Raw genomic sequence first — 12,952 nt, forward strand, 5'->3', positions numbered from 1 at the left:
TGTAACACAAAAAGGCCACAAAAATATGCCTCAGCATATTTTCGTAGCCAGAAATTTACGGTTCCCGGTAGAGACCCTTAAACCAATTATTAAGGATATACGAAAAGGACTATTCCATTGCTTATGAATAATCCCATCATAGTCCAAAGACAACTTACCTGTCAACAAGAGTTATTAAAGTTAACACAAACATTTAATAAAGTGAGTTCAGGGCATGAATAAACATTTTTATCACAGAAAATCAGCCTTCAATGTAATGTTAACTCACTTAAGCAGAAATCATCTCTCCATATTATCTGGCAGCACCTTCTCAAACACCGGAAAAGCAGCGGTACGGCCGGGAAAACAAATCTCGCCTCTCTGCGAATATCCGAGCGAAGGATACAGCTTAAGCACCCTGTAATTCTTCGCATATGTATCAAGCCGGATGCTTCTATAGCCGCTGCTGCGGGCGAATTCCTCAGCAAAGGCGATCAGCCGCCGGGCAATTCCTCTCCCCTGAATCTCGGGATGTACCGCAAGCCGGTGCATGATCAGATGCGGCCCCTGCTGCTGTTCCCATTCAATGCCTGCATACTGCTCCGCCTGGTTCTCATCCAGCACAAGAATCCCGGCAATCGCCTCATTCTCCAGGCAGACAAATAAGGTTCCCTTACCGATATCTTCACTAATGACTTCTCGGTTAGGGTACCCTTCATCCCATTGATCGCTTCCGCCTGCCTGCATAACTTGTACACATTTGGAAATCAGATCCATGATCTCCTGGATTTCCTCACTCCGCGCTCTTCGTATCTCATTCCCTATCATGTGTGTTCCCCGCTTTCCTGCCTGAATAGTGACCCCGGTAAAGATTCTGTTAAGAAGTCTACCATATCCGGCCGGAAATTCCGAGAGCCCGTCTTATCCCAAAGTTCCCCATGTGCTATAGGGGCGGCGCAATATGCGCCAGCCCCTATATAACCGCAGCCCTGGTCCGCTACTGTTCCTGCGGCTCTGTCAGCCAAGCTCCAGCTTATGCCCGTCCTCGAAGCCCTTGGCGAAACCGGCGTCGAACCCCACGTTGTATGCTTCGGTGTAGCCCTGCTGATAGGCGTCTCCCGGCGGCAGTTCCGGCGGGACGCCCAGATCCGGGGGGAGCGGAATCACCTGCGGCACCAATGGTGTTTCGATTGCCGGTATGACCTGCACAGCGCGCACCCTGCGCAACCGGCGGCGGAGCCTTCTTTTTTTGCGCAGCAGCAGGGATTTCTTCCCCAGCTTACCGGGCAGACCCTTGCGCGATTTGCGTCCGGGACCTTTGCGTATCCGTGTCTTCCGCGACAGCAGCGGTCTGCGTCTCTTGCCCTTGCCCGTGGAACCAAGCTTGCCCAGTCTCTTTCTCTTCATCATCTACGCCTCCTGTACTTCATCTACTTCTGGCGGTCCCCTCTGAGCAGACCTTGCTCAGCCAGGGGGCTGCAGGCACTCCTTCTTTGGGCTCATGCAGCGAAATACCGGATATCATCCGGCACATCGAACTCTGGTATCCGCTAAGAATCCTGATATTGTCGCTCAGCTTGCGGGCTGTCAGCTCCGATTGCCCCGTCACTTCAGCAATACTCTCGAGGATGGCTGCAAGCGCTGCCTGGCTGCGGGCGATCGAGCGGATCATCTCCAGCTTGACGGCATGTTCGGAGAGCAGCCCGCCGCTCATTTGCTGTCGTCCCCGAAGCTGAAGCCCTCGCCATCCCCGCCGAAATCGCCGCCCTCGTCTTCCCCGCTGCCCAGCACCGCCTTCAGGTTGCTGTACAGCCCGTTCTCCAGCTTCGTCAGCCCCTCTACCATTTCCACGATTACCTCGTGAATAGAGATGGATTCCTTCAACTGGTCTTCGTGGGAGTCGAACGCTCTAGCGTGGATGTGATGATGGGTCCACTGCTTCACTTTTTCCGCTTCCACCGCTTTGGCCTCGAGAATCATCGCGATGTTCCACTGGATGGCAGCGGTCGACTCCAGCATTTGCAGATATGCCTTTTCTCTGCTCATCCTCCGCCTCCTTGCTCAAGTTACACGACGTTTTTCTACTCTTCTTCCTGACCGTTTAATTCCTTGATTACCCTGCCTACTCCCTCAGCCATCGCCTCTTCGAGATCAGCAAGTGCATTGAGATAAGCAATGATATTTTTGTTGACTTGGCCTGAGCTTTCCACCAGCCCACTGAATCCGCCGAAATCAGGGTCCGCATCCGGCAGATCGTGAACTATTTGCGACATACGGACGGCTACGTGGCGTTCGGCGTCGAGAATCCGTGCCATTTGTTCGTGCGTATGGGCCATGTGCTGCAGGACTTTTGTAATTTTACTCTGCACCTTCATGTCTCCTTTGCTCAAACGCCCTGCTACAGCATATGCGGCATCCGCCTTGACGGTGCCGGAGAAGCGCCGCAAGTTGGGCTGGGACATGCCGCAAGATGACCATTAATTTCAACGTTCGAATCCCCGTGTCCGCTTCCGCTTCAAGGTAAGGAGAATGCTGCAAGCTGGAGCATATTGACAAGGAACAGGACGGCAGACTATGCTTGGCTGAAAATACTTCCTAATGGTGTATGTCCGCATCTATGTACCCGCATTAGAACTGGAGGCAATCTATGAAACTTACAGGTGAACACCTGGACCTATCTCCTCTAAGCGCATCCGAACTGGCTTTGGCCTTAGAGAATTACGCCGGGCTGGAGCAGGCGCTGGGCCTGAACGTGACGGCAACCGCAACCCTGATGGACGATGAAGAGATGCGCTATGCGCTGCGGGTCAGGCATGCGAAGGTACTACAGGATGAAGAGAACTATTGCTGGCTGACCATGTGGGCCATCATCCACCGGGAGCAGCGGCAGCTCATCGGCTTCCTGATTCTCAAAGGCCGCCCGAACGAGCAAGGGGAGGTCATCGTTGGTTATGTCCTGGACGAGAGATACCGGGGCCAAGGCTATGCCATAGAAGCGCTGCGGCAGATCACCGCCTGGATCTTCAGCCATCCCGGCGCACGCTGGGTCACTGCAGATACCGAGAAGGACAACCTCGCCTCCCACCGTGTCCTGCAGCACCTGGATGCAGAGCTGTACCGCGAGACCGAGGATTTGTTCTGGTGGCGAATCGCCCGTCCAGCCAGTTACTGATGGCGATATGCTGAAGACGTTTAGCTGAGGGCGTTGAGCTGAAGGTTGCTAGCTGGGGCGATATGCTGCGAACGATATGCTGGTGGCTGCATGCTTGGGCAATAAGTAGAGACGCTTAGCTGAGACTGCTAGCTGGTGACGATAAGTTGAAGACGTTAAGCTGAGGCTGTAAGCTGGCGGCGATGAGCTGAAGACGTTAAGCTGAGGCTGCATGCTGGCGGCGATGAGCTGGCTGCTGCACTGCCCATCAGGGCAGCTCGAACGACTTTGGATCCCTGCGCCCGCTGGCGGCGGGTTCAGGGGCATTTGTGCCTCATTTCCGCCCAACCCCGAATTTTGCCGGATTCAAGTGTATTTGTGCTTTTCATTTCCGCCGAACGCCAACTTTCTCCGGATTCAAGTGTATTTGTGCTCTTCATTTCCGCCGAACGCCAACTTTCTCCGGATTCAAGTGTATTTGTACACTTCATTCCAGCTTCCAGCCCACTTCTAGCGAATTCAGAGGGATTTATCCCTTTCATTCCAGCCGCCAGCCCATTCCCGGCAAATTCAGAGGGAATTATCCCTCTCATTCCAGCCGCCAGCCCATTCCCGGCGAATTCAGAGGGATTTATCCCTTTTATTCCAGCCCACTTCTAGCGAATTCAGAGGGATTTATCCCTTTAGTTACCTTTGACCACTCAAGTTTCCTGCCATCCTCAATCTCTTCCTATGTAGACCAACTAATTACTATTCCCTTCCCCCTTCTCTCTACCTCGCCTTCCCCACCTCTCCGCCGCCCTACATTAATCGCCCCCACCAAGCGGAAACGGCTTTGCCGTCCTTTTAATGGACAGTACCGTTTCGGCGAGAAATAGAAGGATAAGTTATCGTGTGAAGCATATAATTTCTTCTATTTCCAAAAAAACGCCGCCCCTCAGGGCAGCGTATCTCTCAGCTTATCTCCGGCTTCGCGCAGAGACTGGAAGGTTCCCGCGTCACTCCACCAGCCTTGCAGCACATCGTAGCTCAGCTTGCGCTCGGCAGCATACAGGTTGTTCACATCGGTAATCTCCAGCTCGCCTCTTCTGGAAGGTGAAATCCGGCGGATGATATCGAATACTGCTTCATCGTACATATATATGCCTGTAACACAGAATTTTGTCTTCGGCTGCTCCGGCTTCTCTTCAATGTAAGCAATCAGGGAGGCATCGGCGCTGTCAAACACCGGAACCCCGTATCTGCGCGCATCCTCGACAGGCTTCAGGAGCACCTTCGCGGTCCCCGCCGGCTGCTGCAGATAACTCTTCACGTAAGGCTCCAGACTATCCTTGAACAGATTATCCCCCAGCAGCACGACAAACCGTTCTCCCGGCAGGATGAATCCTTCCGCCAGCTCCAGCGCTTCCGCGATGCCGCCTGCCGCCTCCTGGATTTTGTAAGTCAGCGATACGCCGAATTCCGCGCCGCTGCCCAAAAAGTCAGTGTACTGTCCTGCGGACTGTTTGCTGATGACCAGGAGAATATCGGTGATCCCCCCCTGGCGCAGCCGCTCAATCCCGTAGCACACCATAGGGTATTTGCCGACCGGAAGCAAATGTTTGTTCATCAGCCGGGTGAGCGGGTATAGCCTTGTTCCTGTTCCGCCAGCCAGTATGACTCCTTTCACTTACGTTCCTCCTCTTTCTCTACGTCTTTTACCTTCAGCCAGCGGCCTCAGATGAACTGCGACGGGTCCACTTGCCATTTCTCTATAAAAAACCTGCGGTTGCGCTCCACCAGCTCCTGCAATGAGGCGGAATAGACCTCCTTGAAGCTGGCGCTGCCTTCATGATGAACCAGGCAATCTCCGGCAATCAGCAGCCGGTATCCCTGCAGCCGGGCACGGTAGCAGTAATCGTCATCCTCATAATGGCCCGGCGAGAATCGTTCATCGAGCAGGCCGATCGCGTCCATAAGCTGTCTTTTGAATAAAAAGCACAGACCTACAAGCCTTCGGGTCTCCACCCACTTCGCTGCATCGGGAATATTGGCCCGGAGCGCCTCGGCATGGAAGCCTGCAATATCGGTATAGCCGGTCTGCACCTGCTGCCGTCCGCTGGCATAATTCGTCACCGGTCCGACAATTCCTATATCGGGGGCACTGTACAAGGCGCTCTTCAGATTATCCAGCCAGCCTTGCGACACAATGACGTCATTGTTCAGCAGCAGCAGCTCCTCCCCCGCAGCCAACTGCAGCCCGATATTGCAGGCCAGCGGAAAACCGCGGTTCTCCGGGAGGGAAATGAACGTCAGCTTGCTGGCGCGGCAGTAGGCTTCGGTACCATCATCTGAGGCATTGTCCACTACAATAATCTCATAGGGGGACCGGGTATGCGCTCTGATCGATTCGACGCAGGAACGCAGCAGCCCAAGCCTGTTATACGTAGGAATAATAATGCTCGTCAGTGTCATAGCGCGTTCCTCCAGGCGGCAATCTGCCGGCGGTGCTCCAGCAAATTCTCGGCCGGCAGCTGCCCGCTGCTCTGTTGGTGGGCAATCACGCAGACCAGGGCTTCCGCGTGATCACCGGCAATCAGCTGCTCCATGGCATTGCCGGCTCCCGTGTTCCCCTGTCGCAGCCGGTTTTGCTTGATCACATTCACCCCTCCGGCCTTCTCCACCCGCAGCCCGGCCATAATGGAGAGCGCCAGCGCCCGAGGCGGAACCATCAGCTCGCGGTAGCCGATTCTCTCCAGCGCCCGGCGGGATAAGGCATGCGGAACAGCCGTCATGGAGCTTGCTCCAAGTTCAGGGCGTCCCAGAACCTGATTCAGGTAGAGCTTGCAGCGGGTAACCGCATCACTTAGCCCGAAGGGGGGCAGGAGCGGATCAAGGTCATTGAGCGCCACATCCACCCCCCGGTCCACCGCAGCCACAAAAGAGGACAGCTGCCCGGCGGAGATCACCATATCCCCGTCCAGAAACAACAGGATATCTCCCCGGCTAAGCTTGGCGCCAAGAGAACGTCCCACATCATGTCCGGCAGATTCCGGAATGTACACTATACTTGCCTGAGCGCATAGCCGGGTCCGCTGAAAGCTGCGGTCATTACATCCATTGAGCACAACAATAATTTCTTGCGGCTTCAGGCGTTCCACCTGCTCCAACAGCTTCGGCAACGTCTGCTCCTCATTCCTGGCCGAGATAATTACCGACAGCGAACCCTGCGATGCCGGCAGGGTCAGATCCCTCCGCCCGGAAGCGGTCTTCCGCTTGGAGCGGGAGAGGCCAGGGCCCGCCGCCGCAGGCTTGTTGCGGCGCTTCGCGGACCGCCGCTTAGCCGCGCCTCCACGCACTACTGCGCTGCGTCTGGCGGCGCGCCCTGTAGAGCTGCTGCTTCCAGGCGCAGTACGCCCCGCTGAAGACCGGCCGCTGACGGATACTTCCCGCGCTCCCATCATCTCACCATCTCCCTTCGCCGGATGCCGTCCCCGAAGCCTGCCCGGCCGCCCTTGCGTTCCAGCACCATTGCTACGGCATCCAGGTGGTCTCTGAGGATAGCCTCCTGCAGAAGATCACTGCCGCTGCGCTTCCGGCGTACCGCATTCATCCTGCCCACAGGCACGTTATGCACTGCCTTCACCACCAGGCCCTCCAGCACCGCCTGCGCATGTGCGAGCGGCGGCCTCGACAGCAGACCGCTGCCCAGGACATCCAGCGCCCTGCGGCTAATCGCATGAGGAACGGCGGTCAAGGAGCAGCCCTTCAGCTCAGACCTTCCGAGCAGAAGATTCAGCACATGCTTGGATAACACCACCGGATGCGGAAATCTGCTGCGGACCGGGCCGGAATAATCATTCAAGGCCAGATCCGCTCCGCCGCTGACCGCGGTCACGAAGGGACGCAGCTGCGGGGCGGGGATTACCAGATCCCCGTCTGTGAACAGCAGAACCGCTCCCTTCGCCGCCGCCGCGCCTACGCTTCGCCCGACATCGTGTCCGAGCGGCTGTTCATACACAATTACGTTAGCTCCGCAGGAGCGCGCAATATCTGCGGTCTGATCCGCAGAACCGTTAACAATCACAATAACCTCACAGCGGGGATGAACGCCTCTGGCTCCGGCAATCACTGCGGCAATCGTCGCCGCCTCATTCATGGCCGGAATAATAACCGACACCTCAGGCTGCGGATGATTCACCGCAGGCGGCAGTGCAGCAGGCCGTACCGGCCTTGCCGCCGGCCGCCGTGCTGTCCGGGCTGCCCGCCGCCCCGTGCGGCGGGCAGATGCTCCTTTTCTTTTCATGCTCATCCACCTTCCTTCACAGGGCTGCTCCCGGGCTGAGGGTTACACCATAGTCTATGTATCCCGCCACTCCCGGTAACGGCAAGTGTCTCCCTGAGCGCAGATAATTGGACAAATGCCGCTATGCGCCTCCGCCCGGCTGCCCTGCTTGTCCAATCAGCAGATTCATTCCGCCACCCGCCCCGGAAGAAATCGAAGGGAACCAGCTATCTCAGCAGCAAGCAATAGTAGGATAATGTATAGCGTCATGCCTGGCGTAATCATGCACAAAAGGCGCAACCCACGGCTGCGCCCCATGTACAATCTATTGTGCCCTGGATCAATCAATCAAAAGCACGATGCTCCACAGCAGGTTTGACCAGCGGAGTGCCGAGCGCAATCCACGACAGCACGCCATAGAAATGCTGGGTCTCGCGCAGCCGTACCACCTCAATCGTCGCTCCTCCGCCCGTTCTGTTCTTAAGCGAGGCATGGAAGTACGGCTGGTTAGCCATGGCAACCAGCACATAGCCGGTATGGCCGAAGCTCTCGTCAAAAGAAACCGTCACCTCCACACTCTCCGCCTCACCGTTGAACATGAACGCCGTCATCCCGAACTGCTGCAAAACATCGCGATTCCCGACACTCTGCACCGGATGGAAGGATAGATGCTCCGCATTGACTGATCCGGGCGCCAGATGATCCCCGTTCACTGCACCCTGAGCAATATGATGGCTCTGGATGCTGTCTTCTTCCAGATGCCGGGACTGAACGGCAAAGGAAGCGATTTTGGCAGCCTTCACCGCCTCATCCTGCAGCTCAATGCTGCCTACCGCACCTTCAGCCAGATGTCCGGTGCCGACGCTGTGAAGCGCAAGCTTCTCTCCGTTGACACTATGGTCCGGGAGCAGCTCTGAGGTCAGCGCATCCTCGGCCAGATGCTCCAGGCCGATGCTGCCAGGACGGATATGGCGCCCGTCAACGATTCCGGGAGACAGATGGCCCCCGTAGATGCTGCCCGGAGCCAGATGATTAGGCCCCACCGCTCCTGGCGCCAGCTTGCTGCCGTCTATGCTGCCTTCTCCCAGCAGCTCAGAGGTCAGCGTGCCCTCGGCCAGATGCTCCCGCTGGATGCTGCCCGCACGCAGATGGCCGCTATCCACTGAATCAGGCGCCAGATGATCCCCGCTCACCGCACCCTGAGCAATGTGGTAGCTCTGCACGCTGTCCTCTTCCAGATGCCGGGACTGGATGGCAAAGGAAGCGATTTTGGAACCATCCACTGCCTCATCCTGAAGCTCTGAGCTTCCCACTGCGCCTTCCGCCAAATGCCTGGTTCCAATGCTGTGAGGAGCAAGCTTCTCGCCTGTAATACTGCTGTCCTGCAATAGCTCGGAAGTCCGCGCATTCTCGGCCAGATGCTCCAGGCCAATGCTGCCGCCTCGGATATGACGCCCGTCAACGGTTCCGGGAGCCAGATGGCCTCCGTAGACGCTGACCGGTGCCAGATGGTTAGATCCGACAGCTCCTTGCGCCAGCTTGCTGCCGTCTATGCTGCCTTCTCCCAGCAGCTCAGAAGTCAGCGTGCCCTCGGCCAGATGCTCCCGCTGGATGCTGCCCGCACGCAGATGGCTGCTATCCACTGAATCAGGCGCCAGATGATCTCTGTTCACTGCACCCTGAGCAATATGATGGCTCTGGATGCTGTCTTCTTCCAGATGCCGGGACTGGATGGCAAAGGAAGAGATTTTAGAGCCATCCACCGCTTCATCCTGAAGCTCGGAGCTTCCCACTGACCCTTCTGCCAGATGCCTGGTTCCAATGCTGTGAGGAGCAAGCTTCTCCCCTGTAATACTGCCGTCCTGCAAAAGCTCGGAGGTCCGGGCATCCTGAGCCAGATGCTCCAGGCCGATGCTGCCTGGACGGATATGACAGCTATCCACGGCTTCAGGCGCCAGGTGACCTCCGTAGATGCTGCCGGAAGCCAAATGGATAGAGCCCACAGAACCTGCGGCCAGCTTGCTTCCACTAATACTGCCATCCGGCAGCAGCTCCGCACTTCTGGTTTCCTCCGCGAGATGCGCCAGCCGGATAATTCCAGGCCCCAAATGGCGATCCCGGATTACTCCGCCTGCAAGATGTTCTGCGTTCACGCTCTGCGGCTGGAGATGCTGCGAACCCACTGCGCCTTCAACCAGCTTGCTTCCACCTATACTGCCATCCGGCAGCAGCTCTGCACTTCTGGTTTCCTCCGCGAGATGCGCCAGCCGGATAATTCCTGAGCCCAAGTGATGCTCCTGGATGGCTCTACCGGCAAGATGTTCTGCGTCCACGCTCTGTGGCTGGAGATGCTGCGAACCCACCGCGCCTTCGGCCAGCTTGCTTCCGCCTATACTGCCATCCGGCAGCAGGTCCGCACTTCTCGTTTCCTCTGCCAGATGCGCCAGCCGGATAATGCCCGAGTCCAAATGACGCTCCTGAATTACTCTGTCTGCAAGATGCTCTGCGTCCACGCTCTGCGGCTGGAGATGCTGTGAATCCACTGCCCCTTCAGCCAGCTTGCTTCCACCTATACTGCCATCCGGCAGCAGGTCCGCACTTCTGGTCTCCTCTGCCAAATGCGCCAGCCGGATAATTCCTGAGCCCAAATGACGCTCTTGAATCACTCCGCCCGCAAGATGCTCTGCATCCACGCTCTGCGGCTGGAGATGCTGCGAATCCACTGCGCCTTCGGCCAGCTTGCTTCCGCCTATGCAGCCATCCGGCAGCAGGTCTGCGCCCCGCGTATCGGAAGCCAAATGACTGAGCTGAATGCTGCCGGCGCGGATATGCCGGCTGCTTACTGCATCCGCAGCCAGGTGGCCGCCATACACACTGCCTGCAGCCAAATGGAAGGCCCCTACCACTCCCGCCCCCAGCTTGCTGCCTGCGATGCTGCCATCCGGCAGAAGATCCGCGCTGCGCGTCTCTTTGGCCAGATGGGCCAGCGTAATCTCTCCGGCACCGATATGCCGGGCTTCCACCGCTCCCTGCGCCAAATGAACGGCCTGAACACTCGCTTCAGCCAAGTGAACCGACTCTACAGCACCCGCTGCCAGCTTCTGCGCGCCAATGCTTCCGTCGGGCAGTAGCTCCGCACTGCGGACCTCCTCCGCCAGATGCGCCAGACGAATGCCGCCATCCGCGAGATGCCGCCCTTCCACGGAGGCCTCCGCCAGCTGGCTTCCGCCCACACTGCCGGGAGTAAGATGGCGGGATGCTACCGCTCCCTCAGCCAGCTTCGAGCCGCTGATGCTGTCATCCTGAATCTGGATCGATGAGACAGAGCTTGGAATAAGATGTCCGTTGCCGATCGACATCGGCCGGATATGTGCTCCGCCCACGCTGCCAGCCGCCAAATGTCTGCCTTGCACAGACGTATCCTTAAGCGAATCCGGGCCGACCGCGCCTGCCGACAGATGCTCAGTCTGCACTGCTGAGGCTGCCAGCTTCTCCGCGCTTACACTGCCGTCCGCCAGCTTAATTGAAGTGACGGCCAGATCACCGAGCTTATCCGTTGAGACACTCTCCGGCGATAGCTTCAGGGAAGTGACGGCATAGTCGGCCAGATGATGCGGCTGCACGATCGCCGCAGTGAGATGGGCCTCCTTGACGGCACCGGAAGACAGCTTATCTGCCGTGACCGAACCGGATTGCAGCGCGGATGAAGTCACACTGCTGTCTCCCAGATGCCGGCGTTCGATGGCGCCGGATGCCAGATGACTGGCGTCTACAGCCTCCTCCTGCAGCACCCGCCCGCTGATGCTGCCGTCCGCCAGGTGCTTCTCCTCCACGGCGCAGACCGCAATATGCTCACCGCTAACCGCTTCTTTTGCCAGAATCGTACCCCCGACCGCGCCCGTGGCCAGCTTGGCGGTAATGATGCTGCCGTCCGCCAGCTTGGCTGCAGTAATACTCTGGGGGCTAATATGTTCTCCTGTAACGGATTCATACCCCAGTTGTTCTTCCGTAACTGCTCCTTTGGCCAGATGGCCGGTCAGGACGGAATGCTCCTGCAGCTGGACTGAGCCTACAGACTCTGCGGCTAGATGAGAATGATCCACGGCCTCGCGCTGCAAATGTGCCGAAGTGACAGCCTGCGCGGCAATCTGCGCACTGCGCACGGCAGATTTCGCAATATGGCGCGTCATCACGGCTTCGTCAGCCAGCTTATGAGCAAGAATGCTCTGATCCGCAATTTTGGAAGAGGTGACCGCCTGCTCAATCAGCTGTGCAGTTCCTACCGCGCCGTCCGCCAGCTTCACAAAAGAAATGCTGCGGTCCGCCAGATGACGGCTGCCAACTTCACCTTCGGCAATATGGTCGGCATGGATGCTCTCCGGGTTAATGTGCTGGCTGCGGATAGCCTTCGCCGCGATCTGCCGGGACCCGGTTGCCCCGTCTGCGAGATGCCCGCTCTCAATAATACCGGGCTGCAGCTGCTCCTTGCCGATCAGGCGTGCCGCCAGCTGCTCCCGTCCAATGGCGCCCGGTGCCAGATGCTTGGCAGTAATGACGCCTTCCCCCACATGCCGGCTCTCGATCACCGCATCACCCAGCTTGACACCGCTGATCTCGCCATCGGCGATTTTGTCGGCAGACACCGCTTCGTCAGCCAGCTTAGAGCGGTCAATACTGCCGTTGCTGAGATGGCGGCTGTCAATGCTGCTGCTGAGAATCTTCTCACCAGTGACCGCCCCATCGTCCAGCAGCTCCGCTGTGATAATGAACTCACTGAGATGTCTGCTGCTGATGGCACCGTCGGCAATATGTCCTCCGCTGATCATCCGGTCTGCCAGCTTCTCCGGGCCGACGCTGCCATCCTTCAGCTTCTCGCCGCCGATGGAGTGATCCAGCAGCTTGCCCCCGCTGACACTGCTCTCCGCCAGATGCTCACCGGTAATGGACTCCGGCGCTATCTTCGAGGAGGTAACCGACCGGTCCGCAAGGTTGATGCTCTGCACCGCATAGTCCTGCAGCCAGGGTGTACCGATGATGCCATGCTTTAGTCTGGACCCGTCAATGGTCCGTGGAGCAATCTTGGCACCAGTGACGGCGCCATCGGACAGATCATCGGTGTATACGGGCTGCAGGCGTTCTTTTTCCGGTGGAGCTGTTACCTCCGCTTCTGGCAGGGCAGCAGTGCCTTCCTGCTGGCGCCCCTCTTCCGTCACGGCTTCCTGTTTCCCCTCCGGTGCAAGCACAGTCTGCTGGAGCGGCGCGGTCACTTCCAGCATCTCCACCCCGCTCACCTGCAGGGCAAGGTCTTCTCCCTCTGCCACTTCCGTCCATTCCAGTTCCTGGTTTTTTTGTGTTTTGGGACTGCTGTCTAGCATGCTAAGTTCAGTCGTATCGGGATTATCCACGTAATAGAGCGGTCTTTTGGAACTGCGCTGCTGTTTTCGTTTGGGACTCTTCACAAGCAGTCTCCTCCTTCCATCTGTTGTATCTTCTAGGCATCATATGCAGCAGCATGGGCGGATGACACCCTTCCCCTTGCCGGTAATCCAATCTTCTCC

The 12,952-nt window shown here is 57.7% G+C and carries 11 protein-coding genes and 1 riboswitch; of the genes, 1 reads left to right on the top strand and 10 read right to left on the bottom strand.

Going from position 1 to position 12,952, the window contains the following annotated elements; translation table 11 throughout:
• Window positions 1-24 precede the first annotated feature (24 nt).
• Window positions 25-123, bottom strand: a riboswitch (purine riboswitch).
• A 156-nt stretch (window positions 124-279) separates the two neighbouring features.
• The 5 genes from MKX51_RS24985 to MKX51_RS25005 all read right to left on the bottom strand — a co-directional run bounded on the left by MKX51_RS24985 (window position 280) and on the right by MKX51_RS25005 (window position 2,354).
• Window positions 280-807 (bottom strand): GNAT family N-acetyltransferase, encoded by a 528-nt coding sequence (locus MKX51_RS24985; protein ID WP_340994268.1) that lies wholly within the window; start codon window positions 805-807, stop codon window positions 280-282.
• 189 nt (window positions 808-996) lie between these two features.
• Entirely contained in the window at window positions 997-1,386 is a 390-nt protein-coding gene (locus MKX51_RS24990) for a hypothetical protein (RefSeq protein ID WP_340994269.1), read from the bottom strand.
• 19 nt (window positions 1,387-1,405) lie between these two features.
• Complete coding sequence (locus tag MKX51_RS24995) at window positions 1,406-1,693, bottom strand: hypothetical protein (protein ID WP_036701531.1); 288 nt, start codon at window positions 1,691-1,693, stop codon at window positions 1,406-1,408.
• Entirely contained in the window at window positions 1,690-2,025 is a 336-nt protein-coding gene (locus MKX51_RS25000) for a hypothetical protein (protein WP_036727122.1), read from the bottom strand. The genes MKX51_RS24995 and MKX51_RS25000 overlap by 4 nt, the downstream gene beginning before the upstream one ends.
• A gap of 35 nt (window positions 2,026-2,060) precedes the next feature.
• Window positions 2,061-2,354 (bottom strand): nucleoside-diphosphate sugar epimerase, encoded by a 294-nt coding sequence (locus tag MKX51_RS25005; protein ID WP_081751236.1) that lies wholly within the window; start codon window positions 2,352-2,354, stop codon window positions 2,061-2,063.
• Window positions 2,355-2,626: 272 nt separating this feature from the next.
• On the opposite strand from MKX51_RS25005, the gene MKX51_RS25010 reads away from it, so the two are divergent.
• Window positions 2,627-3,151 (top strand): GNAT family N-acetyltransferase, encoded by a 525-nt coding sequence (locus MKX51_RS25010; RefSeq protein WP_340994270.1) that lies wholly within the window; start codon window positions 2,627-2,629, stop codon window positions 3,149-3,151.
• Between the two features lie 916 nt (window positions 3,152-4,067).
• Here the strand turns inward: MKX51_RS25010 and MKX51_RS25015 are convergent.
• The 5 genes from MKX51_RS25015 to MKX51_RS25035 all read right to left on the bottom strand — a co-directional run bounded on the left by MKX51_RS25015 (window position 4,068) and on the right by MKX51_RS25035 (window position 12,853).
• Window positions 4,068-4,799 (bottom strand): sugar phosphate nucleotidyltransferase, encoded by a 732-nt coding sequence (locus tag MKX51_RS25015; RefSeq protein ID WP_339250824.1) that lies wholly within the window; start codon window positions 4,797-4,799, stop codon window positions 4,068-4,070.
• A 47-nt stretch (window positions 4,800-4,846) separates the two neighbouring features.
• Complete coding sequence (locus MKX51_RS25020) at window positions 4,847-5,584, bottom strand: glycosyltransferase family 2 protein (RefSeq protein ID WP_340938380.1); 738 nt, start codon at window positions 5,582-5,584, stop codon at window positions 4,847-4,849.
• Window positions 5,581-6,573: a glycosyltransferase family 2 protein gene (locus MKX51_RS25025; protein WP_340994271.1), complete on the bottom strand. Its 993-nt coding sequence runs from the start codon at window positions 6,571-6,573 to the stop codon at window positions 5,581-5,583. The genes MKX51_RS25020 and MKX51_RS25025 overlap by 4 nt, the downstream gene beginning before the upstream one ends.
• A complete protein-coding gene (locus MKX51_RS25030) occupies window positions 6,570-7,415 on the bottom strand; it encodes a glycosyltransferase family 2 protein (RefSeq protein WP_340994272.1) in 846 nt (281 codons plus the stop codon). The genes MKX51_RS25025 and MKX51_RS25030 overlap by 4 nt, the downstream gene beginning before the upstream one ends.
• A 323-nt stretch (window positions 7,416-7,738) precedes the next feature.
• A complete protein-coding gene (locus tag MKX51_RS25035; protein WP_340994273.1) occupies window positions 7,739-12,853 on the bottom strand; it encodes a WIAG-tail domain in 5,115 nt (1,704 codons plus the stop codon).
• Window positions 12,854-12,952: the final 99 nt, after the last annotated feature.

The organism is Paenibacillus sp. FSL M7-0420 (assembly GCF_038002345.1).
Lineage (GTDB): Bacteria > Bacillota > Bacilli > Paenibacillales > Paenibacillaceae > Paenibacillus_AQ.

Bases quoted from the DNA above. Each gene is read 5' to 3' on its own strand.
- MKX51_RS25000 (WP_036727122.1), bottom strand. From the start codon at position 2,025: ATGAGCAGAGAAAAGGCATATCTGCAAATGCTGGAGTCGACCGCTGCC.
- MKX51_RS25020 (WP_340938380.1), bottom strand. From the start codon at position 5,584: ATGACACTGACGAGCATTATTATTCCTACGTATAACAGGCTTGGGCTG.
- MKX51_RS24985 (WP_340994268.1), bottom strand. From the start codon at position 807: ATGATAGGGAATGAGATACGAAGAGCGCGGAGTGAGGAAATCCAGGAG.
- MKX51_RS25025 (WP_340994271.1), bottom strand. From the start codon at position 6,573: ATGATGGGAGCGCGGGAAGTATCCGTCAGCGGCCGGTCTTCAGCGGGG.
- MKX51_RS25030 (WP_340994272.1), bottom strand. From the start codon at position 7,415: ATGAAAAGAAAAGGAGCATCTGCCCGCCGCACGGGGCGGCGGGCAGCC.
- MKX51_RS25010 (WP_340994270.1), top strand. From the start codon at position 2,627: ATGAAACTTACAGGTGAACACCTGGACCTATCTCCTCTAAGCGCATCC.
- MKX51_RS25005 (WP_081751236.1), bottom strand. From the start codon at position 2,354: ATGAAGGTGCAGAGTAAAATTACAAAAGTCCTGCAGCACATGGCCCAT.
- MKX51_RS24990 (WP_340994269.1), bottom strand. From the start codon at position 1,386: ATGAAGAGAAAGAGACTGGGCAAGCTTGGTTCCACGGGCAAGGGCAAG.
- MKX51_RS24995 (WP_036701531.1), bottom strand. From the start codon at position 1,693: ATGAGCGGCGGGCTGCTCTCCGAACATGCCGTCAAGCTGGAGATGATC.